The sequence below is a fragment of the Rhodoferax sp. genome, assembly GCF_028689295.1.
In the GTDB taxonomy this organism is placed as follows: domain Bacteria; phylum Pseudomonadota; class Gammaproteobacteria; order Burkholderiales; family Burkholderiaceae_C; genus Rhodoferax.
The window spans coordinates 26,023-49,591 of record NZ_JAQTWL010000007.1 but is presented as its reverse complement, the minus strand read 5'-3'; the positions used below and the strand labels follow the sequence as shown (position 1 = coordinate 49,591).

Genomic DNA, 23,569 nt, shown 5'->3' with positions numbered 1-23,569 from the left:
GTTACCAGGCGCGCGCCAGCTGGGCAAAACCAGCCGGCGCCTGCTTTTCCTGGTCGAACGTCACCACGTCCCAGGCATCCTGGCGGTTCAGCAGCTCGCGCAGCAGCAGGTTGTTGAGCGCATGACCCGAGCGGAACGCGCTGTAGCTGGCCAGCAGCGGCTTGCCCAGCAGGTACAGGTCGCCCATGGCGTCGAGGATCTTGTGTTTGACAAACTCGTCGTCGTAACGCAGGCCACCGGCGTTGAGCACCTTGTAGTCGTCCATCACGATGGCGTTGTCCAGCCCGCCACCGAGCGCCAAGCCGTTGGCGCGCATCATCTCGACGTCTTTGGTAAAGCCGAAGGTGCGGGCGCGGGCAATGTCTTTGGAATAGGAGCCGGTGCTCATGTCGAACAGCACACGCTGGCCGGTGGCATCCACCGCCGGGTGGCTGAAGTCGATCTCGAAACTGAGCCGGTAGCCATGGTACGGCTCCAGCCGCGCCCACTTGACGTTATCGCCCTCGCCCTGGCGCACTTCCACCGGCGCCAGCAGGCGGATAAAGCGCTTGGGCGCGTTTTGCAATTCAATGCCGGCACTTTGCAGCAAAAACACGAACGAAGCCGCCGAGCCGTCCAGAATGGGCACCTCCTCGGCGGTGATGTCCACATACAGGTTGTCCACACCCAGGCCGGCGCAAGCCGACATCAAATGCTCCACGGTGAGCACGCGCGCATTGCCCTTGGAAATGGTGGAGGCCATGCGTGTGTCGGTCACAGCCAGGGCCGACACCGGAATATCGACCGGCTCGGGCAGGTCCACGCGCCGGAACACGATGCCGGTGTCAGGCTGCGCCGGGCGCAAGGTGATTTCCACACGCTGGCCGCTGTGCAGGCCGACGCCGACGGCACGCGTCAGGGTTTTGAGGGTTCGTTGTTTAAGCACCGGTCGATTTTACTTTTATCAACTCTGCCATGGCCAGCGAACGGGCATCGGCACGCACACCCAAACCCGCAATGACACCCGCCTGGTTTTGTGCCGGCTGATTTTGACTGGCCTTCCATTTGCCCAAGAGCCGGGTGATGTTGATTTCGATACCGACCACCGCCGCCATCATCTTCTCAATGTAGTCGCCCGGCGCATCGGAGACATGCCATGGCTTGGGGAACGAGGCTTCGTGGTGGCTGGTAAGCGCCTCCAAGTGAGCGCGCAACCAGGCTGCATCATCGACCACGCGCAAGCTGCCGTAGGCGTGCGCCACCGCATAGTTCCAGGTGGGCACGGCCTTGCCATGCTCCAGTTTGGTCGGATACCACGAGGGGCTGATGTAGGCGTCGGGGCCCTGGAACACCGCCAGCACCTCGACATCATTAGCAACATCGCTTCGGATTGAGTTGGCTCGGGCAACGTGGCCACGCAAGGTGCCCAGCGGCGCAGGTTCAGCCGAGAGCAGCAAGGGAATGTGATTGGCGTTGAGCCCGTCGGATGACAGCGTGATCAGGGTCGCCAGGGGGCGCGCACGCATCAGCGCGTGCAAGACATCGATCCGGGGCTCTTCAAAGTGTTTTGGGATGTACATGGTTGCGCCTTAATTGAGGTCTGGTTGGGTTCATATAGCCCGCCATGTGTCGATGCAGTGCGCGGCAAGTGCGGTCACCCAGGTTGGGCAGCTCGGGTCAAACGCCAGCCCGAACTTCGGACTGACGATGAAACCCGCGCGCTCAAAGGCTGACTCATCCTCGGCCCAAACGAACGTCTCAAGACCCGCGAACGGCACGTCAACGTTGCCGATGTAAACCACCGGCGCTCGCATGGAAATTTCTTCCAGCCCGCCACTGTCCTGGAAGCGAAACACAACGGATCCGTAGTCAAGCTCGTTGAGGCCGACGCTGTTTCGTAGTTCTTTCAGCGGCTGGCCCCTTTGCTCCACGACTTGTTCCCGCGACGCCGAGAAGGGCGTCGTATCGACCAGAACGTACGGCTCCAACTTCATCGGCTTAACGAAGCTACGCGGCGACGCGCTTGCGCGGTGTCCGACTTGAGCGACCTGTTAAACCCTGCGTTTCTTGCGCAAAGGCCAACATGCTTGCCAACGCCTTGTTGACTGCCTCAGAGGTGGGGAATGCCTTTTGAATTTCGGGTTGCAACACCACGACATTGCTAGGCGTCAGCTTCTTCATGATCGTTCCAGCCGCAGGACTCACACAAGCTGACATAGGGAGGCTCGCGGTCAAGATCTGGCTCATATACGGCAACGATTCTGTATGAGCCACATGTCGGGCAGGCATCGGGCGACCCAGCCTCGCCACGCATGACCACGAGGCTCATCATGCCCAGCAAGTTGGATGTTGCGTCGAGCGCCAAGTGAGCTTCGTGCAAACTCGCCTTTGATGTATGAGTTAGCCAATTAACGAGTTGCCAAGTTTCCTTGGCAGTTGCTTTCAGATAGCTACGCACGTGCTCATTGCGGGCACCAAGAGCGAAGTGCTGCGCGATGAGGACGGACCAGCCAACGAAATCAGCTGCTTTCGGTCGCTCCGTGCCAGCAGGCACTTCTATGTCCTTTTGAAGCGCTTTCGCGAGGCTGACCAGCGATTCCCTGCAGCGCATCCCGACTGCTTGAAAGTCTTCAGACTCACGCGCAAGGTCAATGGCATCAGTTGCAGTTTCCCACCGACGCCATGTTGAGCGCAGGCGATCTTTGCGAGATGGTGGCGCGCGCTTGGCGTCTCTGGCGGCCACCCGGGCCATGACGCCAACGTGAAAAGACAGCGTGTAGTCGAGCGACGGGAACTCTCGCTGCGAATAGAGGTTGGTCGGTCCCGTAATTACCCACCAACGCCCCGGTTCATCAGTATGAACATCCCATGCAACGTGCTCTGTTCCGAAGACGACCTCAGACTTGATGCGCTCCAGATGAACCACCTTGTAGGCAGTTTTAACGCCCTTGTTTACCTGCCACTCGACGTAGTCGGCAATCTCTTGCCGCTGGTGATCTGGCTCCTTCAGCGCGACATGCTGGATCGCCGCGATCGATGCCAGCTCTGGAATGGTGCAAGGCGTCTTCTTTGGCATGCGGCGCTCCCTGATGCCTAACGATCAGCGTTTATCCGCCGCGCTGCAATGCTTGTAGAAACCATAAACACCTCCCGCGGCGGATAAACCATGTTGGATTGAACCGCCTGCGTGGGCGGTGGCGATAGGGGATTGCAAGCTTTCCCCCGTCTGTGGCATCAGATCATAGCGCGATACAAGCGCAAATCCGTCGGCCAATCACCCAACGCACGCGCAATGCAGCCCCCGTATTGATGCCAGACAGCCTGGTTTTTGAAGCCGTCATCCGGCTTTTCCAACACGCCACGCAGCCCGGCCCCCATCGGCTTTGCCGCTGACGTGTAAACCACCTGCTGATTCCAGCCCCTTGCCCCTCACTCACGGTGGCCCGCGCTCCTGTGGCGAAACCCTCGCGCCCGGCGCAGGCAACTGCTTGGCCCCGGCCAACACCTCAGCCATTCGCAAGCGCCCCACTTTGCAGCACGGACATAAACCCACATCCATCTTGGCCACCCGCGCCATGAACCCTCGAGCAGACTCCATCGCCTGGGGATTGGCAGCAGGCATCTGCAAGGCCAGCCGTGCTGCATTGAGCAGTCTGCCCTTGCAGCTCGATGCCAGCACCCCATAGTGCCGAATACGCTTGACCCCAGTGGGCAGTACATGCAGCATGAAACGGCGCAAAAACTCTGTGCCATCCAGTCTGTGCGTGTACGAGGAGCGTTTGCAACGTGCCATCAAGCTGGCAAGCGCCGCTGCACAGATTTTCAAACGGTGTCAGTGCATACCTTGCGCCATTCGTTCGCCACCCATTTGCTCCAGGCTGGGACTGACATCCGCACAGTGCAGGAGTTGCTGGGCCATTCGGATGTGAGCACCACCATGATCTACACCCACGTGCTCAAGGTGGCTGCGGGTGGCACGGCCAGCCCGCTGGATGCACTTGGCTGCATGATGCCGTGATGGCCTCACCACCGCCCGCAACGCTGGGTTGCAGGCGGCGCGCGTCCCCCCTCAATCCGCCTGCTTGCGCAAATACGCCGGTATCTCGAAGTCGTCCATGCCGCCGCTGCTGAGCGCATCCACCTTGGCCGTTGCCGAAGTGCGGTTGCGCCAGACGCTGGGGGTGCCCAGCGTGTTGTAGTCGGTTGGCGCACGTCCCACGTTGCTGGTCGCCATGGCACTGTTCACCTGGCCCACGCCCGCCGGGGTGTTGAGGGTGGGAATATTGAACGGCACATCGTGCGTGCCGGTGCGCAGACCCATCTCGGGCTGGGTTTGTGTCACCACAAGTTTGGGGCGCTGCGCCTGGCGGCTCAGGCCGGTAGCCACCACCGTGACACGAATCTGGTCGCCCAGGTTGTCGTCGTAGGCGGTGCCGTAGATCACATGCGCGTCCTGCGAGGCGTAGTTGCGGATGGTGTTCATGGCCACTTTGGACTCTGACAGTTTCAGGCTGCCCTTGGCCGCCGAGATCAGCACCAGCACGCCTTTGGCACCCGACAGGTCGATGCCTTCGAGCAGCGGACAGGCCACCGCCTGCTCGGCGGCGATGCGGGCGCGGTCGGGGCCGGCCGCCACCGCGGTGCCCATCATGGCTTTGCCAGGCTCGCCCATGACGGTGCGCACGTCTTCGAAGTCAACGTTGACATGGCCCGGCACGTTGATGATTTCGGCAATGCCGCCGACGGCGTTCTTGAGCACATCGTTGGCGTGGGCAAAGGCCTCGTCCTGCGTGGCTTCCTCGCCCAGCACGTCGAGCAGCTTTTCGTTCAGCACCACGATCAGCGAATCGACATTGGCTTCGAGCTCCGCCAGACCGGTCTCGGCGTTGTCCATGCGGCGCTTGCCCTCGAACTCGAACGGCTTGGTGACCACGCCCACGGTCAAAATGCCCATTTCACGCGCCACCCGCGCGATCACCGGCGCTGCGCCGGTGCCGGTGCCGCCGCCCATGCCGGCGGTGATGAACAGCATGTGCGCGCCGTCGATGGCTTCACGGATGTGATCGATGGCCAGTTCAGCCGCCTCGCGCGCCTTGTCGGGCTTGCTGCCGGCGCCCAGGCCGGTGCTGCCGAGCTGGATGATGAGGTGGGCGTCGCTGGTGGAAAGCGCCTGCGAATCGGTGTTGGCGCAGATGAACTCCACACCCTGCACCGCGCTGGCAATCATGTGGGCCACAGCGTTGCCGCCGCCGCCGCCAACGCCGATGACCTTGATCTGGGTGCCCTGGTTAAAGGATTCTTCGTCGATGAGTTCAATGGGCATGGTGTTCTCCTTGGGTTTCAGTGAATAAAAGATGAGTCGAAAAAATGGGCTGGAATGGGTTTGCGGTTGCATCGGGCGGATCCATGCATCGCCATCGTCGGTTCGGTCCGGCGCGGCAGCGCCACAGGCAGGTTTTCATGCTAAAAATTCCCCACAAACCAGTCCTTGACCGAGCCAAAGGCTGTTTTCATGGAGCCGTTTTTCTGCGCCACCTTGAAGCCGCGCAGCCGGGCGATGCGTGCCTCTTCCAGCAGGCCCATCACCGTGGCGGCGCGCGGTTGCGCCACCATGTCGGACAGGGCGCCGGTGTATTTGGGAATGCCGCGGCGTACCGGTTTCAGGAAGATGTCTTCGCCGAGCTCGACCATGCCGGGCATGACGCAGCTGCCGCCGGTGAGCACGATGCCGCTGGAGAGCATTTCTTCAAAGCCCGACTCGCGCATGACCTGGTGCACCAGGCTGAATATTTCTTCCACGCGCGGCTCGATGACACCGGCCAGGGCCTGGCGGCTCAGCATGCGCGGGCCGCGGTCCCCCAGGCCGGGCACTTCCACCTGCGCTTCGGGGTCGGCCAGCAATTGTTTGGCGTAGCCGTTTTCGACCTTGATTTCTTCGGCGTCCTTGGTCGGCGTGCGCAGCGCCATGGCGATGTCGCTGGTGATCAAATCCCCGGCAATCGGGATCACGGCGGTGTGGCGGATGGCGCCGTTGGTAAAAATGGCCAGGTCGGTGGTGCCGGCGCCAATGTCCACCAGCGCCACCCCAAGTTCGCGTTCGTCCTCGGTCAGCACCGACAGGCTGCTGGCCAGAGGATTCAGCATAAGCTGCTCCACTTCCAGGCCGCAGCGGCGCACGCATTTGATGATGTTCTCGGCCGCGCTCTGGGCGCCGGTGACGATGTGCACCTTGGCCTCCAGGCGGATGCCGCTCATGCCTATGGGCTCTTTCACGTCCTGGCCGTCGATGATGAACTCTTGCGGCTCCACCAGCAGCAGCCGCTGGTCGGTCGAGATGTTGATGGCCTTGGCGGTTTCCACCACCCGGGCCACGTCGGCGGCGGAGACCTCGCGGTCCTTGATGGCCACCATGCCGTGTGAGTTGATGCCGCGGATATGGCTGCCGGTGATGCCGGTATACACCCGCTGGATCTTGCAGTCGGCCATCAGCTCGGCTTCTTTCAACGCCTGCTGGATGCTCTGGACTGTGGCGTCGATGTTGACCACCACGCCGCGCTTGAGGCCGTTGCTCGGGGCCACGCCCAGGCCGGCCAGTTTGAGCTCGCCGCCGGGCATGACCTCGGCCACCACCACCATGACCTTGGCGGTGCCAATGTCAAGCCCGACAACCAGCTCTTTGTACTCTTTTGCCATTGCGTCACCTGTTACCTTGAATTACTTTTTTCATGTCATCAGCCTCGACCGTACTGACCCCGTTGAGCCGTATCGCATAGCCATCGGCATGGCGCAAATCGACCGAAGCGAGTTGCTCCACGCTGCGGTTGTAGTGCGCGGTGGCCTGCGTCACCGTCTTCAAAAATCGCTCCAGACGCGCCAGCAGTTCGTCGGTGCTGCCACTGCCGAGCTCCAGCGCCGTGCCGTTGTCAAGCTGCGCCCGCCAGCCACCGCGGGGTGTCAGCTCGAGCTGTTCCAGCGTCAGCTCCATCGGCGCCAGCCGCGGCTGCAGGGTGTTGAGCATGGCCAGCACCTGCGCGCTCTGGCCCTCGGGGCCGCTCAGGCGCGGCAGGTCGTCCTGCTCCAGTTCACCCAGATTGGCCTCGAACACTTCGCCAAAAGTGTTGACCAGGCGCGAGTCGCCTTCCACGCCCCAGAACGCCACCGCCTGATGCTCTTGCAATTGCACCTTGAGCCGGTTCGGAAAGTCGCGCTTCACCACCGCCTGGCGCACCCAGGGCATGGTCTCGAAGACCTGGCGCGCGGCGTGCAGGTCGAGCGTGAAAAAAGTGCCCTGCAAGCGCGGCATCACATTGGCGCGCAGCGAGATCGCGTTGTAGTGCGACACATCGCCAGTGACCGTGACGCCGCGAATGGCAAACAGCGGCAACTGCTGCACATAAGCCAGGGAAGTGCCCAGCAACATGAGCACCAGCACCCCGAACAGGGCGCTTGCCACTCCGTTCATGAGCTTGATGTCGAGCGGCAGGGACGCAATGGTTTTCATAGTGCGTAGTCGCGGCTCGCCAGGGTGAGCACTTGCAGACACAACTCGGGGTAACTGATGCCGGCCGCCTTGGCAGCCATCGGCACCAGCGAATGACTGGTCATGCCCGGCGAGGTGTTGATTTCCAGCAGATAGGGTTGGCGCGTGGCGGCATCGATCATCACGTCGGCGCGCGCCCAACCGCGGCAGCCCAGGCTTTTGAAGGCTTGCAGTACCAGCTGCTGGATGTGCGCTTCTTCACCCTCGGGCAGGCCGCACGGCACCAGGTACTGGGTGCTGTGGGTGAAGTATTTGTTCTGGTAGTCGTAGTTGCCTTCGGGCGCCACAATGCGGATCACCGGCAGCGCCTGCGCTTGCGCGCCACTGCCCAGCACGGCAATGGTGACCTCGTCACCGGCAATGAACTGCTCGCACAGCACCTCGTCGCGCATCCCGGCAGCCAGGGTAAAAGCGTCGTCGCACTGCGCCAGGGATGTCACTTTGCTCAGGCCAAGGGTGGAGCCTTCGCGGGCGGGTTTGACAATCATGGGGCAGCCCAGCTCGGCAAAGGCGGCGCGGGTGGCTTGGGCACTATCGACATTTTTCCAGGCGGGCGTGGGCAGGCCATCGGCGCGCCAGATGTGCTTGGTCATGAGCTTGTCAATGGCGATGCTGGAGGCCATGACACCCGGGCCGGTGTAGGGAATGCCCAGCAACTCCAGCGCACCTTGCACCGTGCCGTCTTCGCCAAAGCGGCCATGCAGGGCGATGAAGCAGCGCGTGAAGCCTTCTTTTTTCAGGTCGAACACATTGCGTTCGGACGGGTCGAACGCACTGGCGTTTACGCCCAGGCTTTGCAGCGCCTGCAAGACACCGTTGCCAGACATCAGCGACACCTCGCGTTCGGCCGATACGCCGCCCATGAGCACCGCCACTTTTTCGGTTTTTATGTCAAATTGGCTCATAACACCTGTCTTTCATGTTTGAGTGGCGTTTTTTTTTGCAGCAAGCTGACCACTTTGGCGGGGACAGCGCCAATCGAGCCAGCGCCCATGCACAGCACCACGTCGCCGTCGCGGGCGGCGTCCACAATGGCTTGCGGCATGGCCGCAATGTCATCGACAAAGACGGGCTCAATGCGCCCGGCCACGCGCAGGGCACGCGCCAGGCTGCGCCCGTCGGCCGCCACAATGGGGGTTTCACCCGCCGCATAAACCTCGGCCAGCAACACCGCATCAGCCTGCGCAATGACCTTGATGAAGTCTTCAAAACAGTCGCGTGTGCGGGTAAAGCGGTGTGGCTGAAACGCCAGCAGCAAGCGCCGCCCCGGATATGCGCCACGGGCGGCGGCCAGCGTGGCGGCCATTTCGACCGGGTGGTGACCATAGTCGTCCACCAAAGCAAAGCTGCCGCCAGCGCTGGCAGGTTGATCTCCGTAGCTTTGAAAACGCCGCCCCACGCCCTTGAAGCTGGCCAGCGCGCGCAGCACGGCGGCGTCATCAATGCTGAGCTCCACCGCCACCGCAATTGCCGACAAGGCATTGAGCACGTTGTGGCGACCCGGCAAATTCAGCACCACGTCCAGGTCCGGAAGCACCAGACCGTTGCGCCGCTGCACGGTAAAGCGCATCTGGCCATCCACCGCCCGCACATTCACGGCGCGCACCTCGGCGCCTTCGTCAAAGCCATAGCTGGTGACAGGACAGGTCACTTGCGGCACGATGGAACGTACCGCGGCATCGTCGGTGCACAGGATGGCGGTGCCATAAAACGGCATGCGGTGCAAAAAGTCCAGGAAAGCTTTTTTCAGGTTGCCAAAATCATGGCCATAGGTTTCCATGTGGTCGGCGTCGATGTTGGTCACCACCGCCATCACCGGCAGCAAGTTCAAAAACGACGCATCCGACTCATCGGCCTCGACCACGATGTAGTCGCCCTGGCCGAGCCGCGCATTGGCACCAGCACTGTTGAGGCGACCACCAATCACAAAAGTGGGGTCCAGCCCCGCTTCGGCCAGCACGCTGGCGACCAGGCTGGTCGTGGTGGTTTTGCCGTGCGTGCCAGCGATGGCGATGCCTCTTTTAAGACGCATCAGTTCGGCCAGCATCAGAGCGCGCGGCACCACGGGTATGCGGTTGTGCCGCGCTGCCTGTACCTCGGGGTTATCAGCATTGACGGCGGTCGATGTCACCACCGCATCAGCACCACTGATGTGATCTGCGGCATGGCCGATGCTGGTCTGGATGCCCAAAGCCGTGAGTCTTTGCAATGTGGCACTGTCAGACTGGTCAGAGCCCGAGATGGTGTAACCCAGGTTGAACAGGATTTCTGCAATGCCCGACATGCCGACACCGCCGATGCCGACAAAGTGGATGTGTTGGATGGCGTGCTTCATTGACAGAGTTCCTCACAGGTCGCCACGATGCTTTGGGTGGCATCCAGTTTTTGCATTTTTTTGGCTTCCAGCGCTTTATTCATCAGCGTTGACCGTTCCATTTTTTGGAGCATGTCAGCCAGGTGCGCCGGCGTTAATTGGTTCTGAGGCACCAGCCAGCCTGCGCCCTGATCCACCAGAAAGCGGGCGTTGCCGGTCTGGTGGTCATCCACAGCCGAGGGGAAAGGCACAAAAAGCGCGGCAGCACCCACCGCCGCGATCTCGGTCACGGTGCTGGCACCAGCGCGGCAAACCACCAAGTCGGCATCGGCAAAGGCCTGCGCGGTGTCGTCGATGAACGGCGTCAACTGCGCCTGCACGCCAGCGGCGGCATAGTTGGCGCGCAGGGCCTCGATTTGTTTGGCGCCGCTTTGGTGAATCACCTCGGGGCGAGTGGCCTCGGGCAGCCGGGCCAGCGCCTGCGGCACGATGTCGTTGAGCGCTTTGGCGCCCAGACTGCCACCAACCACCAGCAATTTCAGTGGCCCGTTGCGACCGGCAAAGCGCTGCACCGGGTCGGGCTGCTGCAAAAACGCCGCGCGCAAGGGGTTGCCCACCCATTGGGCACCCTTGAGCACACCCGGAAACGCAGTAAAGACCCGGTCCGCCACACCCGCCAGGACCTTGTTGGCCAGACCGGCCACCGAGTTTTGTTCGTGCAGCAGCAGCGGCTTGCCCAGCAACACGCTCATCATGCCGCCCGGAAACGTGATGTAGCCACCCAAGCCCAGCACCACGTCAGGCTTGACCCGGCGCAGCACCTGGATGCTCTGCCAAAAGGCTTTGAGCAAGCGCAGTGGCAACAAGGCCACGGTCGCCATTCCCTTGCCGCGGACACCGCCAAAGTCAATCGATTCAAAAGCAAAGCCTTGCGGCGGCACCAGCTGGCTTTCCATGCTGGGCTGCCCGGCCGTGCCGGTGCCACCGAACCAATGCACTCGCCAGCCTTTGTCACGCAAGGCGTGCGCCACCGCCAGGCCGGGAAAAATGTGCCCACCCGTGCCACCGGCCATGATCAGGGCACACTTGCCAGAGTCGACTCTCATACGCGCCCCCCTTGCATCAGCGTACGATTTTCTTGGTCGATGCGCAGCACCACGGCAATGGCGACCAGATTGACCAGAATGGCCGAGCCGCCGTAGCTCATGAGCGGCAGCGTCAGCCCCTTGGTGGGCAGTGCGCCCAGATTCACGCCCATGTTGATGAACGCCTGAAAACCCATCCAGATCGCCACGCCTTGCGCCACAAGGCCGGCAAAAACCCGCTCCAGCGCAATCGACTGGCGACCGATGTACATCATGCGACGCACCAGCCAAAAAAACAGGCCGATCACCATGACCACGCCAATCAGACCGAATTCCTCGCCGATCACCGCCAGCAAAAAGTCGGTATGCGCCTCGGGCAGCCAGTTGAGTTTTTCCACGCTGCCGCCCAAACCGACGCCAAAAATTTCACCGCGACCAATGGCGATCAGCGCGTGTGTAAGCTGGTAACCTTTGGCCAGCGCGTTGTGTTCACTCCACGGGTCGAGGTAGGCAAAAATGCGCTCGCGACGCCACTCGCTGGCGGCAATCATCAAGGCAAATGCCACCACCAGAATGGTGGCGATCAAAAAGAACATGCGCGCGTTGACACCGCCCAAAAACAAAATACCCATGGCGATCACGGCAATCACCATGAAGGCGCCCATGTCGGGCTCGGCCAGCAGCAGCACGCCAACCACCGCCACCGCAGCCCCCATCGGCAGCACGGCGCGAAAGAATCGCTCCTTGACGTCCATCTTGCGCACCATGTAGTCGGCCGCGTACAGCAGCACGGTGAGCTTGGCCAGTTCGGACGGCTGAAAGCTCAGCGGCCCCAGGCTGATCCAGCGGCGCGCGCCATACACCACCTTGCCCACATGCGGGATTAACACCACCGCCAGCAGCCCCAGCGAGATCAAGAACAGCGGCCGGGCAGCCTTTTCCCAGCGCGCCAGCGGCACCTGGTAAGCCAGCAGTGCCACCGTAAAGGCAATCACCAGCCACATCGCGTGGCGCACCAGAAAGTAGGTGTGGGTGTAGCGGGCAAAGCGCGGGTTTTCAGGCATGGCGATCGAGGCCGAATACACCATCACCAGTCCCCACAGCAACAGCGCCACCGTGACCCACACCAGCGGCTGGTCGAAGCCCTGGGCACGCGACGGGGTGGCGCCAGTGGACGACAGACGCGAGCCACCCAAACGCACCGGTAACACGTCGCCTGCCGGTGCCCTGACGCGACCCAGCCAGCCCATCAGACCTTGAAAACGGGCGGCCATCGCGCTCACAGACCGCCCTCCAGCATGACACCGGCATCCGCCGCCAGGTTTTCCACTGCCTGCACAAATTGGCGGGCGCGGTGCTCGTAGTTGTCGAACATGTCAAAACTGGCGCAGGCTGGCGACATCAGAACCGCATCCCCGGTCCGGGCGTGCGCACTGGCCTGGGTCACGGCGTCCATCATCGAGCCCGAATCAAACATCGGCACCTGTGCAGCTGCCAGCGCGGTGCGAATCAGCGGCGCATCGCGACCGATCAGCACCACGGCGCGGCAAAAACGGCGCACCGGATCGGCCAGCGGGCAGAAGTCCTGGCCCTTGCCCTCGCCGCCCAGAATCACCACCACACGGCGCTCGGCGCCCAGCCCTTGCAGTGCCGCCACCGTGGCACCCACGTTGGTGCCTTTGCTGTCGTCAAAAAATTCAACGCCGCCGATGATGCCAACGGGCTGCACCCGGTGCGGCTCGCCGCGGTAATCGCGCAGACCATAGAGCATCGGGCCCAGCGCACAACCGGCAGCGCAAGCCAGCGCCAGGCTTGAGAGCGCGTTGATGGCGTTGTGACGGCCGCGAATACGCAGCGCGTCGGCGGGCATCAGACGCTGGATGAACAGTTCGGGCGCTTCGCCCTTGCGCGGCTTGACTGTTTCGTCGGGGTCGAGCGCGCGCACCAGCCAAGCCATACCGTTGACGATTTCGATGCCAAAGTCACCGGGGCGCTGTGGTAGATCGCCCCCAAAGGTGACGCAGTCCCGTTGCCGTGGCTTCTGCAATTTCACGCGCGTTGGCGCTGGCAGCATCGCCATGACCGTCTCGTCATCGCGGTTCAAGATCATCCGGCCGTGCTCGCCAAAGACGGCCGTTTTGGCTTGCACATAGGCAGCCATCGAGCCATGCCAGTCGAGATGGTCCTGGCTGATGTTGAGCACCGCGCCGGCGGTGGGCTCGAAGTTGCGAACGCCGTCGAGTTGAAAACTCGACAGTTCAAGCACCCAGACTTCGGGCAGCGCATCGGTATCCAGCCGCGCCATCAGCGTGTCGAGCAGGGTCGGGCCGATGTTGCCCGCCACGGCCACTGTTTTCCCGGAGCGCTCGATCAGTTGGCCGGTGAGCGAGGTCACCGTGGTCTTGCCGTTGGTACCGGTGATGGCCAACACTTTGGGCGTGTAGTCGCGGCTGGCCTTGAGGTCGGCGAGCGCTTGCGCAAACAAGGCCAGTTCACCGGCAAGCGTGATGCCCTTGGCTTTGGCAGCTTGTGCAAGCACGGCCACGTCAGCCGGACTCAGCCCCGGGCTCTTGAACACCGCCGTGATGCCGTCCCGCAGCAAACCGGCATCGAACGGTCCAGCGATGAAATTTGCCGCTGGCACATCGCGCTGCAGCGTGGCCAACTGAGGCGGCAAGGGGCGGGTGTCGGCCACCGTCACCTGCGCGCCACCCCGTGCGCACCAGCGCGCCATCGCCAGGCCGGACGCACCGAGGCCCAGGATCAGCACATGTTGGGATTGCAGCGTGTTCATGTTCAGTTCAGCGCAGCTTCAGCGTGGACAGTCCAACCAGGCACAACAGCATGGTGATGATCCAGAATCGCACCACCACCTGCGTTTCTTTCCAGCCACTTTTCTCGAAATGGTGGTGCAGCGGCGCCATCTTTAAAAGGCGGCGACCCTCGCCAAAGCGCTTCCTGGTGTACTTGAAATACACCACCTGCAGCATGACCGACAGGGCTTCGGCGACAAAAATGCCGCCCATGATGGCCAGCACGATCTCCTGGCGCACGATGATGGCGATGGTGCCCAGGGAAGCGCCCAGCGCCAGCGCGCCCACATCGCCCATGAAAACCTGCGCCGGGTGCGTGTTGAACCACAAAAATGCCAGCCCGGCACCGGCCATGGCAGCGCAAAATATCATCAGCTCGCCAGCTCCCGGGATGTGCGGCAAAAACAGGTAGCGGGCAAAGACAGCGTTGCCGGTGACATAGGCGAAGATGCCCAGGCAAGCCCCGACCATCACCACCGGCATGATGGCCAGGCCGTCCAGCCCGTCGGTCAGGTTCACCGCATTGCTTGACCCCACGATCACCAGGTAACTCAACAGCACAAAGCCGAGCACGCCCAGCGGGTAGCTGATCTCCTTGAAAAACGGCACCATCAAGCCCGCTTTGGGCGGCAGACTCAGGTCGAAGCCGGACTGCACCCAGGTAAAGAACAGTTCCAGCACGCGGTAGTTGGTGTTCTCGGAAATGCTGAACACCAGGTACAGCGCCGCCAGCAGCCCGATCAACGACTGCCACAGGTATTTCTCACGCGAGGGCATGCCCTCGGGGTCCTTGTTGACCACCTTGCGCCAGTCGTCCGACCAGCCAATGGCGCCAAAGCCCAGCGTGACCAACAGCACGATCCAGACAAAGCGGTTGCTCCAGTCGAACCAGAGCAGCGTCGAGATCGCGATGCACAACAGAATCAACACGCCGCCCATGGTGGGGGTGCCGCTTTTGACATGGTGCGTGTCCATGCCGTAGCCGCGAATCGGCTGGCCGATCTTGAGTTCCGCCAGCCGCCGGATCACCCAGGGGCCGGCGGCCAGGCCCATCAGCAAAGCGGTCAACGCGGCCATCACGGCGCGAAAGGTCTGGTACTGGAAGACGCGCAAAAAGCCCATCTCGGGCGACAGCGTTTGCAGCCATTGACTCAGCCAGATCAGCATGGGGCGACCTCCTTCTCTGCCATGTCGGATTGCGAGGCCTGCACAATGGCTTCGACCACGCGCTCCATCTTCATGAAGCGCGAGCCCTTCACCAGCACGCTGACCACCGAGGGCAGCGCCGCCAGCACAGCCGCCTGGACCTCATTTATTTGCGCATGCACCTCAACCGCTGCAAGGGACGTGGTCAGGGGCGCTGCGGCTTGCGCACAGGCGCTGCCGGTGACGATGATTTTGTCGATCTGCTGCGCCAGCGCCCATTGCAATGCCTCGGCATGAAACTTCGGCCCCTGGTTGCCCACTTCGCCCATATCGCCCAGCACCAGCAGGCGCGGCGCGGGCAGCGCGGCCAGCACGTCGATGGCGGCGCGCACCGAGTCTGGGTTGGCGTTGTAAGTGTCATCGACCAGCGTGATCGCCCGCCCGCCATGGCGCACCAGCAGCGCACGCGAGCGGCCCTTGACCGGCTCAAACGCTTCCAGCCCGGCCTCAATGGCGGCCAGCGGCACCCCGGCGGCCAGAGCACAGGCCACCGCCGCCAAAGAATTTTTGACGTTGTGCACGCCCGCAATGTGCAGGGCGTAATGCAACGCGCCTTGCGGCGTCATGGCGCTGACCTGCCAGACCGCGCCCGACCAGAGCGCCTGCGTAGCCCAGACTTGCGCCTCGACCTGCTGTGTTGCGCCAAAACACAGGCAAGCACGCGCGCCGGCCTTGTCAGCCCACAGCGAGCTGAAGTCGTCGTCGGCCGGGAACACGGCCACGCCATCTGCCGGCAGCGCGTCAATCACCGCGCCGTTTTCCCGCGCCACGGCTTCGACGGTGGCCATGAACTCCAGATGTTCGCGCTGGGCGTTGTTGACCAGCGCCACGGTGGGCTGGGCGATGGCCGCCAAGGCGGCAATTTCGCCGGGATGGTTCATGCCGAGCTCGACCACGGCAATTCGGTGGTGCTCGCGCAAGCCCAGCACGGTCAGCGGCACTCCGATGTCGTTGTTCAAATTGCCTTGCGTGGCGTGACAGGCCTGCGGCTGCCAGGCGCGCAGGATGCTGGCGATCATCTGCGTCACCGTGGTCTTGCCGTTGGAACCAGTGACTGCGATCAGTGGCAAGGAGAATTGCGCGCGCCAGTGCGTGGCCAGTTGCGCCAAGGCCTGTTTGGCGTCAGTCACCACCAGGCCGGGTAATCCGGCTTGGTTCAGTTTTTCTGCCGCGCCGACTCCCTGGCAAATGGCCGCCACCGCGCCCCGGGCGCGGGCGTCGGCCAGAAAGTCGCTGCCGTCAAAGCGCTCGCCGCGCAGCGCCACGAAAAGGTCACCCGGCGCCAGCGTGCGCGTGTCGGTGTGCACGCGTTGAATCGTCACATCGGAAGTAGCGAGCCCGTCAGTCACCGGCTGCGCCTGATCCAGCCAGGCGGCAGCTTGCTGCAGGTTCATCATGGCGCTCATGCAGATTTCCTTTGCGCCGAAGGGATGGCCAATTGCGCAAAAGCTTTTTTCACTTGCACCAGGTCCGAGAACGGCAGGCGTTTGCCCGCAACTTCCTGATAGTCCTCATGGCCCTTGCCGGCCAACAGCACTACATCAGCCGCAGCGGCCTGCGCCAGCGTTTGCGCAATGGCGCAGGCCCGGTCCGGCTCCACCTGCACGCCAGCCACGCCCGTCAGGCCGAGCAGAATCTGGCTGATGATGGCGTCCATGGCCTCGGCGCGCGGATTGTCGCTGGTGACCACCACGCGGTCGGCATGTGCCCCCGCCACCGCGCCCATCAACGGGCGTTTGGTGCTGTCACGGCTGCCGCCACAACCAAACACACACCACAGTTTGCCGCCCCGCGCTTGCGTCGCGGGCCGCAGGGCATCGAGCGCCTTGGCCAGCGCATCGGGCGTGTGGGCGTAATCGACGGCCACCAGCGGCCGACCCGGGGCGCTGACGCATTCCATGCGGCCCGGCACCGGCGTCAAATGCGCACAGGCCTGCACAGAGGCCGCCAGGGAAATGCCCAGCGTTCGCAGGGTGGCGATGACACCCAGCACATTGCTCACATTGAAAGCACCAATGAGATGCGTGGTCAGGCGCAGCTTTTGCCGGCCCTCGACCACGTCAAACGCCACGCCCTGGGTTTCGTATCGGATGTCCTGCGCCTGCAAGCGGGCGGGATTGGCAACACCCTGGGTGATCGACAGCGTCCAGACGTCCAGCGCGCCGCCGGCCAACTGCGCGGCCAGCTCGGCACCACAAGGGTCATCGACATTGATCACCGCCGCGCGCAACCCGGGCCAGGCAAATAGGCCGGCCTTGGCCCGCCAGTACCGCTCCATGTCGCCGTGGTAGTCGAGGTGGTCCTGGGTCACATTGGTCAGTACCGCAGTGTGAATGCGGGTGCCTGCCAGCCGCTGCTCTTCGATGCCGATTGACGAGGCCTCGATGGCGCAGGCGCGCAAGCCTTGTTTGACGAAATCCGCCATCGCCGCCTGCAACGCCACCGGGTCTGGCGTGGTCAGGCCGGTGCTCGCCAAGTGCGGAGGCACCCCAACGCCCAGTGTGCCGATCACGCCGCAGGGTACGATTTCGGCCAGTTCCGGATTCAGATTCGACAGCGCTTGCGCCAGCCACCAGGTGGTCGAGGTCTTGCCGTTGGTACCGGTGACCGCCAGCACCGCCAGTTGCTGGCTCGGCGCGCCAAACCAGGCATCAGCCACAAGACCACTGGCAGCTTTCAAACCCTGGTAAGTGACGATTCTGGCATCGGAGAAGCCGAAGGCCTGCACACCGTCATGCTCCACCAGGCAGGCCCGCGCACCCGCCGCCAGGGCGCCGGCCACATGGGCACGCGCATCGACCGCCGCACCGGGCCAGGCCAAAAAACCATCGCCGGGCTGCAGCTGACGGCTGTCAGTGCGCAGCGTGCCGGTAACGCGCGCGCGCAACCAGGCGGCTGCTTCTTGCTGGGTGCGGAGCTGCTGCAGCATCAGAAGCTTTCCTGCACGGCGTCGGTGATCACTTGCGGTTTGACCGTCATGTCGGGCTCGACGCCGAGCACCCTGAGGGTCTGCTGCACCGTCTGGCTGAACACCGGGGCAGCCGTATCGCCGCCGTAATACTTGCCGTTGCTGGGCTCGTCGATCATCACGGCCACGGCAATGCGCGGCGCGTCGATGGGCGCCAGGCCGGCAAAGACGCCGCGGTATTTTTTGGCGGCATAACCCTTGCCCTCGACCTTGCGCGCGGTGCCGGTCTTTCCGCCCACCGAGTAACCCATGGCCTGCGCTTTCTGTGCGGTGCCGCCGGGAAGGGTTACCAGATGCAGCATGTGACGCACGGCGCGGGCATGGCGCGCCTCGATCACCGGCAGACCCATGGCGGGCTCGGTCATCTTGAACATCGTCACCGGCACCAGATCGCCCTCACGGCCGAAGATGGTGTAGGCATGGGCCAGCTGGAACAGGCTCACCGACACGCCGTAACCGTAACTCATGGTGGCCTGCTCGATCGTGCGCCAGCTCTTGTAGGGGCGCAGGCGACCGCTCACGGCGCCCGGAAACGGCAACTCGGGCTTTTGGCCAAAACCCACCTGGCTGAACATTTCCCACATCTTGCGCGGCGGCATTTGCATGGCAATCTTGACGGTGCCAACGTTGCTCGACTTTTGGATCACGCCGGTCACGCTCAGCAGGCCTTGAGGATGGGAATCGCTGATGGTGGCGCTGCCAATGGTCAAGCGACCCGGCGCGGTTTGTATTTGCGTCTCTGGCGTCACCTGCCCCGAGTTGAGCGCCGCCGCGATGACAAAAGGTTTCATGGTCGAGCCGGGCTCGAAACTGTCGGTCAGGGCCCGGTTGCGCAACTGGGCGCCACTCAAGTTGCGGCGCTTGTCAGGCACAAAACTGGGGTAGTTGGCCAGTGCCAGCACTTCACCGCTTTGCACGTCGAGCACCACCACGCTGCCGGCCCTGGCTTTTTGCTGCAGCACGGCCTCCTTGAGGGTCTGGAAGGCAAAGAACTGCACTTTGCTGTCGATGCTGAGCTGCAGGTCGCGGCCATCGACTGGCGCGATTTGCTCTCCAACGTCCTCCACCACACGGCCCAAGCGGTCCTTGATGACGCGCCGTGAACCATTGCGGCCACCGAGTTCCTTGTTGAAGGTCAGCTCCATTCCCTCCTGGCCCTGGTCTTCGACATTGGTGAAGCCCACCACGTGGGCAGCAGCCTCACCCTCGGGGTATTGGCGCTTGTATTCCTTGCGCTGGTAGATGCCCTTGAGGCCCAGGTCCGCGATCTCGTTGCCCACCGATTCATTAACCTGGCGCTTGAGCCAGACAAATGTTTTATCTTCGTCTTCGAGCTTTTTATTGAGTTCCGCCAGCGGCATGTCGAGCAGTCTGGCCAGCTTTTTCAAACCCTCGGGCGCACGCGGCACGTCTTCCGGAATGGCCCAGATGCTGGGCACCGGAATGCTAGACGCCAGGATCACGCCGTTGCGGTCCAGAATTCGGCCCCGATTGGCCGGCAGCGCCAGGGTGCGGGCAAAGCGCACTTCGCCCTGCCTTTGGAAGAATTCATTCTCGATCACCTGGATATAGACCGCACGCCCAATCAGGCCGGCAAAAGCCAGCGCGATGGTGGCCACAATGAACTTGCTGCGCCACACCGGCGTCGGGCTGGCCAGCAAGGGGCTGGAGGTGTAGGTGATGCCGCGGCTCATGGCTGGCCTCCGCCGGCAGCGCTTGCAGCACTGGCAGCTGGCACATCGGCACCGTTGACATAGCTGACATAGGTTGTGACTGCCGGCGTGGCCGCACGCATTTGCAGTTTCGACTTGGCCAACTCTTCAACCCGCGCCGACGTGGCCTGGGCCCGCTTTTCTACCTCCAGGCGTTCGTTTTCGGCTTCCAGCCGGTGCGCCTGCGACTGCGCCCGGTCGAGCTCGGAATAGAGTCGGCGCGACTCGTACTGCACATTGACCAGGTACAGCGCGCTGAGCAGCAGACCCAGCAGCAGCACCAGATTGAGCCGCGTCATGCGTGCTGCTCCGGTGTTGCACTGCCGATGCGCTCGGCCACCCGCATGATGGCGCTACGCGAACGCGGATTGGCCACTACCTCGGCAGCGCCGGGTTTGACGCGCGCCAGCACCTTGAATTGCATCACCTGCGGCGCCGCAAACGGCGCCCGACGGTCGAACACCTCGCGCGAATGGCTGGCCAGAAACTGCTTGACGATGCGGTCTTCCAGAGAATGAAAACTGATCACCACCAGGCGCCCGCCGGGTTGCAGCACCTTGAGCGAGGCCGCTAGCGTTTGTTGCAGCTCTTCAAGCTCGGCATTGATGAAAATCCGAAAAGCCTGAAATGTGCGCGTTGCAGGGTCCTTGCCCGGCTCGCGGGTTTTGACCGCCTCAGCCACGATTCTGGCCAGTTCAGTGGTGGTAGAAATGGGGCCCCGAGCCTGTCGGCGCGCAACAATCGCCTTTGCAATGGGGCCAGCAAACCGTTCTTCGCCATAGTCACGTATGACCTCCGTAATTTTGTCCGCCTCGGCATTCGCCAGCCACTCGGCCACACTTTGACCCCGAGTGGTATCCATGCGCATGTCGAGCGGGCCCTCAGACCTGAAACTGAAACCGCGCGCCGGGTTGTCCACCTGCGGCGAACTGATGCCCAGATCGAGCAACACCCCAGCCACGCTGGCGCCAGGCAATTCACCCAAATGGCTAAAACCCTGGTGGCGAATGGAGAACCGCGGGTCTGTGATGGTGGCCGCTGCAATCAAAGCGTCGGTGTCTTTGTCGAACGCGATCAGGCGGGCGTCGGCTGGCAGCCGCGACAGGATCAGGCGGCTGTGGCCGCCGCGGCCAAAGGTGGCATCGACAACCACTGGCGCCGCACCGGCAGCGTCGACGCCGCCAAGCAAAGCATCAACGGCTTCGCTCAACAATACGGTGGTATGTGTCCATGGAGTGTCCACCGTCGACCTTCAGAAAGAGAAGTCCTTGAAGACATCGGGCATGTCACCCTGCATTGCTTTGGCTTCCTGGGCTTCATAGGTGGCCTTGTCCCACAACTCAAAAAAGTTGCCCATGCCCAGTAACACCGACTCCTTGCTGATGCCCGCAGCGGCGCGCAGCTCGGGCGAAATCAGCACGCGTCCGGTGGCATCGATCTCTACATCCATGGCGTTGCCCAGAAAAATCCGCTTCCACCACTGCGCCGACATGGGCAAGGCGCCAATGCGCTCGCGGAATTTTTCCCATTCGGGACGCGGAAAAATCATCAGGCAGCCGTGCGGATGTTTGGTGATGGTGAGTTGGCCTGCCGCGGTAGCACTCAAGACGTCGCGATGCCGGGTTGGCACCGAGAGCCGACCCTTTGCGTCCAGACTTAATGAGGAAGCCCCTTGAAACACGATTGCTGACCCTTGATTTTCAGAATGAACTGGAATGCGGTGGAGAAAAAGCACAATTCACCACTAAATTGCACTTTTTTGCACTGTATCAGCAAAAGCAAGGCATGCAAACGCGTTTGCGATAAATTTTTAACAATGAAATCAAAGACTTAGAGGCGATTTGAAACCTAAATTCAGGTGAAAATCGTTCTAAATGAAGCACTTAGAAAGCTAAGTGAATGTGATGCATGAGAAATATGCGTGTTGGGGCAGCGGGACATCCGACAAAGTGCTGGGGTCAGAGCACGTCGCTTCGCGAGTGGTCTGACCCGCAAGAACACCCCTTATCAGTTGGGGTCAGAGCACGTCGCTGCGCGAGTGGTCTGACCCGCAATGTTTAGAGAATATACCTGCTCAGATCCTCGTTCTGGCTGAGTTCGGCCAGGCGCGCATCGACATAAGCCGCATCGATCTGGATTGTCTGGCCGGTCAGGTTGGCAGCATCGAAACTGACCTCGTCGAGCAGTCGCTCCATCACTGTTGAAAGGCGGCGCGCGCCAATGTTTTCGGTGCGTTCGTTGACATCGAAGGCGATCTGCGCGAGCCGCTGAATGCCGGCATCCGAAAATTCAACTGTCACCTGCTCGGTGGCTAGCAGGGCCTGATACTGCTTGACCAGCGAGGCCGTGGTCTGCGTCAGGATAGCCACGAAGTCTTCGACCGAGAGTGACTGCAATTCGACCCGGATCGGAAAGCGCCCCTGTAATTCGGGAATCAGGTCACTGGGCTTGCTCAAGTGAAACGCACCGGAGGCGATGAACAGGATATGGTCGGTCTTGACCATGCCGTATTTGGTCGATACCGTGGTGCCTTCCACCAGCGGCAGCAGGTCACGCTGCACGCCCTGGCGCGAGACTTCGGCACCGTTGCCCTCAGCGCGCGAGGTGACCTTGTCGATCTCGTCGATGAAGACAATGCCGTTTTGCTCCAGCATCTGCAAGGCCTGCGTTTTGATCTCGTCCTCGTTGACCAACTTGGCGGCTTCTTCTTCGACCAGCAGCTTAAGCGCCTCGGCGATCTTGAGCTTGCGCTTTTGCGTTTTGTTCTGGTTGAGCTGGCCGAACATGCCACGCAACTGCTCGGTCATTTCCTCCATGCCGGCCGGACCCATGATCTCGAGCTGCGGCGCAGTCTGGGCCACATCGAGCTCGATGTCACGCTCGTCGAGCTGGCCTTCGCGCAGCTTCTTGCGAAAGGTCTGGCGCGCGGTGCTTTCGGGATCCACGCCCTGCACCACGCCGAACTCCTGCTTGGGCATCGGAATCAGAATGTCGAGCACGCGGTCTTCGGCGGCGTCCTCGGCGCGCTCGCGCACCTTTTTGGTCTCAGCCTGGCGCGTTTGCTTGACGGCAATATCGGCCAGATCCCGGATGATGGCATCGACGTCCTTGCCCACGTAACCGACTTCGGTGAACTTGGTGGCCTCGACCTTGATGAACGGAGCGTCGGCCAGACGCGCCAGACGGCGGGCAATCTCGGTCTTGCCTACACCCGTGGGGCCGATCATCAGAATGTTTTTGGGGGTGATTTCAGCGCGCAAGTCGAGGCCGACCTGCTGGCGGCGCCAGCGGTTGCGCAAGGCAATGGCCACGGCCCGTTTGGCCTGCTGTTGGCCGACAATGTGTTTGTCGAGCTCGGCGACGATTTGTTGGGGTGTGAGACTAGACATAATGTTAGAGGGATTCGATCGTGTGGTTCATGTTGGTGTAGATGCAGATCTCACCGGCAATTTCCAGCGATTTTTTGACCATGTCGGTGGCCGACAGGTCGGTGTGGTTGAGCAGGGCGATGGCGGCTGCCTGGGCGTAGGCGCCGCCTGAGCCAATGGCCACAATGCCATTTTCGGGCTCCAGCACGTCGCCGTTGCCGGTGATGATCAAAGAGGCCTCCAGGTCGGCCACCGCCAGCATGGCTTCGAGGCGGCGCAACACGCGGTCGGTGCGCCAGTCCTTGGTGAGCTCGATGGCTGCGCGCACCAGGTGACCCTGGTGTTTTTCGAGCTTGGCCTCGAAGCGCTCGAACAGCGTAAAGGCATCGGCGGTAGCGCCGGCGAAACCGGCCAGAACCTTGCCGTGGTAGAGCTTGCGCACCTTGCGCGCGGTGCCCTTGACGACAATGTTGCCCAGCGTAACCTGGCCGTCGCCGCCAATGGCAACCTGCATGCCCTCAGGCGTTTGCCGGCGCACGCTAATGATGGTGGTGCCGTGAAATTGCTCCATGAATTGTCCTGTC

23 protein-coding genes and 1 pseudogene are annotated in these 23,569 nt (G+C 62.3%); 1 reads left to right on the top strand and 23 read right to left on the bottom strand.

All coding sequences use genetic code 11. The features are described from left to right. Window position 1: 1 nt before the first annotated feature. The 6 genes from lpxC to PHF15_RS08025 all read right to left on the bottom strand — a co-directional run bounded on the left by lpxC (window position 2) and on the right by PHF15_RS08025 (window position 3,706). The gene (gene lpxC, locus PHF15_RS08050; protein WP_300120208.1) at window positions 2-925 is read right to left on the bottom strand and encodes a UDP-3-O-acyl-N-acetylglucosamine deacetylase; all 924 of its coding nucleotides are present in this window, start codon (window positions 923-925) and stop codon (window positions 2-4) included. Next, window positions 918-1,559 carry an FMN-binding negative transcriptional regulator gene (locus PHF15_RS08045; RefSeq protein ID WP_300120207.1) on the bottom strand — a complete coding sequence of 214 codons (642 nt, stop codon included), beginning with the start codon at window positions 1,557-1,559 and terminating at the stop codon, window positions 918-920. The genes lpxC and PHF15_RS08045 overlap by 8 nt, the downstream gene beginning before the upstream one ends. Before the next feature lie 30 nt (window positions 1,560-1,589). Further along, complete coding sequence (locus PHF15_RS08040) at window positions 1,590-1,973, bottom strand: hypothetical protein (RefSeq protein WP_300120206.1); 384 nt, start codon at window positions 1,971-1,973, stop codon at window positions 1,590-1,592. A 13-nt stretch (window positions 1,974-1,986) separates the two neighbouring features. Then, window positions 1,987-2,160, bottom strand: a complete 174-nt coding sequence (locus PHF15_RS08035; protein WP_300120205.1) for a hypothetical protein — start codon at window positions 2,158-2,160, stop codon at window positions 1,987-1,989. Further along, on the bottom strand, window positions 2,141-3,055 hold the full coding sequence (locus PHF15_RS08030) for a hypothetical protein (RefSeq protein ID WP_300120204.1): 915 nt from the start codon (window positions 3,053-3,055) through the stop codon (window positions 2,141-2,143). The genes PHF15_RS08035 and PHF15_RS08030 overlap by 20 nt, the downstream gene beginning before the upstream one ends. 357 nt (window positions 3,056-3,412) lie before the next feature. Further along, a complete protein-coding gene (locus PHF15_RS08025) occupies window positions 3,413-3,706 on the bottom strand; it encodes a transposase (protein WP_366520594.1) in 294 nt (97 codons plus the stop codon). Window positions 3,707-3,743: 37 nt separating this feature from the next. On the opposite strand from PHF15_RS08025, the pseudogene PHF15_RS08020 reads away from it, so the two are divergent. Beyond that, a pseudogene (locus PHF15_RS08020) lies at window positions 3,744-3,997 on the top strand (tyrosine-type recombinase/integrase); the annotation flags it as partial. A 51-nt stretch (window positions 3,998-4,048) separates the two neighbouring features. Here PHF15_RS08020 and ftsZ read toward each other — a convergent pair. The 17 genes from ftsZ to hslV all read right to left on the bottom strand — a co-directional run bounded on the left by ftsZ (window position 4,049) and on the right by hslV (window position 23,556). Then, the gene (gene ftsZ, locus PHF15_RS08015) at window positions 4,049-5,302 is read right to left on the bottom strand and encodes a cell division protein FtsZ (protein WP_300120203.1); all 1,254 of its coding nucleotides are present in this window, start codon (window positions 5,300-5,302) and stop codon (window positions 4,049-4,051) included. A gap of 140 nt (window positions 5,303-5,442) precedes the next feature. Next, window positions 5,443-6,672, bottom strand: coding sequence for a cell division protein FtsA (gene ftsA / locus PHF15_RS08010; RefSeq protein ID WP_300120202.1), 1,230 nt, complete (start codon window positions 6,670-6,672; stop codon window positions 5,443-5,445). Between the two features lie 4 nt (window positions 6,673-6,676). After that, entirely contained in the window at window positions 6,677-7,480 is an 804-nt protein-coding gene (locus PHF15_RS08005) for a cell division protein FtsQ/DivIB (protein ID WP_300120201.1), read from the bottom strand. Next, complete coding sequence (locus PHF15_RS08000; RefSeq protein WP_300120200.1) at window positions 7,477-8,424, bottom strand: D-alanine--D-alanine ligase; 948 nt, start codon at window positions 8,422-8,424, stop codon at window positions 7,477-7,479. The genes PHF15_RS08005 and PHF15_RS08000 overlap by 4 nt, the downstream gene beginning before the upstream one ends. Further along, on the bottom strand, window positions 8,421-9,854 hold the full coding sequence (gene murC, locus PHF15_RS07995; protein WP_300120199.1) for a UDP-N-acetylmuramate--L-alanine ligase: 1,434 nt from the start codon (window positions 9,852-9,854) through the stop codon (window positions 8,421-8,423). Before murC ends, PHF15_RS08000 begins: the two co-directional genes overlap by 4 nt. Further along, complete coding sequence (gene murG, locus PHF15_RS07990; RefSeq protein ID WP_300120198.1) at window positions 9,851-10,939, bottom strand: undecaprenyldiphospho-muramoylpentapeptide beta-N-acetylglucosaminyltransferase; 1,089 nt, start codon at window positions 10,937-10,939, stop codon at window positions 9,851-9,853. The genes murC and murG overlap by 4 nt, the downstream gene beginning before the upstream one ends. After that, window positions 10,936-12,192 (bottom strand): putative lipid II flippase FtsW, encoded by a 1,257-nt coding sequence (gene ftsW, locus PHF15_RS07985; RefSeq protein WP_300120331.1) that lies wholly within the window; start codon window positions 12,190-12,192, stop codon window positions 10,936-10,938. The genes murG and ftsW overlap by 4 nt, the downstream gene beginning before the upstream one ends. 5 nt (window positions 12,193-12,197) lie before the next feature. Beyond that, complete coding sequence (murD, locus tag PHF15_RS07980; protein WP_300120197.1) at window positions 12,198-13,712, bottom strand: UDP-N-acetylmuramoyl-L-alanine--D-glutamate ligase; 1,515 nt, start codon at window positions 13,710-13,712, stop codon at window positions 12,198-12,200. A 7-nt stretch (window positions 13,713-13,719) separates the two neighbouring features. Continuing rightward, entirely contained in the window at window positions 13,720-14,898 is a 1,179-nt protein-coding gene (gene mraY, locus PHF15_RS07975) for a phospho-N-acetylmuramoyl-pentapeptide-transferase (protein WP_300120196.1), read from the bottom strand. Beyond that, window positions 14,892-16,334 (bottom strand): UDP-N-acetylmuramoyl-tripeptide--D-alanyl-D-alanine ligase, encoded by a 1,443-nt coding sequence (murF, locus tag PHF15_RS07970; protein WP_300120330.1) that lies wholly within the window; start codon window positions 16,332-16,334, stop codon window positions 14,892-14,894. Before murF ends, mraY begins: the two co-directional genes overlap by 7 nt. A 5-nt stretch (window positions 16,335-16,339) precedes the next feature. Next, the gene (locus tag PHF15_RS07965) at window positions 16,340-17,866 is read right to left on the bottom strand and encodes a UDP-N-acetylmuramoyl-L-alanyl-D-glutamate--2,6-diaminopimelate ligase (protein ID WP_300120195.1); all 1,527 of its coding nucleotides are present in this window, start codon (window positions 17,864-17,866) and stop codon (window positions 16,340-16,342) included. After that, window positions 17,866-19,599, bottom strand: a complete 1,734-nt coding sequence (locus PHF15_RS07960) for a penicillin-binding protein 2 (RefSeq protein WP_300120194.1) — start codon at window positions 19,597-19,599, stop codon at window positions 17,866-17,868. The genes PHF15_RS07965 and PHF15_RS07960 overlap by 1 nt, the downstream gene beginning before the upstream one ends. Further along, entirely contained in the window at window positions 19,596-19,916 is a 321-nt protein-coding gene (ftsL, locus tag PHF15_RS07955; RefSeq protein WP_300120193.1) for a cell division protein FtsL, read from the bottom strand. Before ftsL ends, PHF15_RS07960 begins: the two co-directional genes overlap by 4 nt. Beyond that, a complete protein-coding gene (gene rsmH / locus PHF15_RS07950) occupies window positions 19,913-20,860 on the bottom strand; it encodes a 16S rRNA (cytosine(1402)-N(4))-methyltransferase RsmH (protein ID WP_300120192.1) in 948 nt (315 codons plus the stop codon). The genes ftsL and rsmH overlap by 4 nt, the downstream gene beginning before the upstream one ends. A gap of 9 nt (window positions 20,861-20,869) precedes the next feature. Further along, complete coding sequence (gene mraZ, locus PHF15_RS07945) at window positions 20,870-21,298, bottom strand: division/cell wall cluster transcriptional repressor MraZ (RefSeq protein WP_300120191.1); 429 nt, start codon at window positions 21,296-21,298, stop codon at window positions 20,870-20,872. Window positions 21,299-21,674: 376 nt separating this feature from the next. Continuing rightward, entirely contained in the window at window positions 21,675-23,006 is a 1,332-nt protein-coding gene (gene hslU, locus PHF15_RS07940) for an ATP-dependent protease ATPase subunit HslU (RefSeq protein WP_300120190.1), read from the bottom strand. 4 nt (window positions 23,007-23,010) lie between these two features. Beyond that, complete coding sequence (gene hslV, locus PHF15_RS07935; RefSeq protein WP_296542821.1) at window positions 23,011-23,556, bottom strand: ATP-dependent protease subunit HslV; 546 nt, start codon at window positions 23,554-23,556, stop codon at window positions 23,011-23,013. Window positions 23,557-23,569 lie beyond the last annotated feature (13 nt).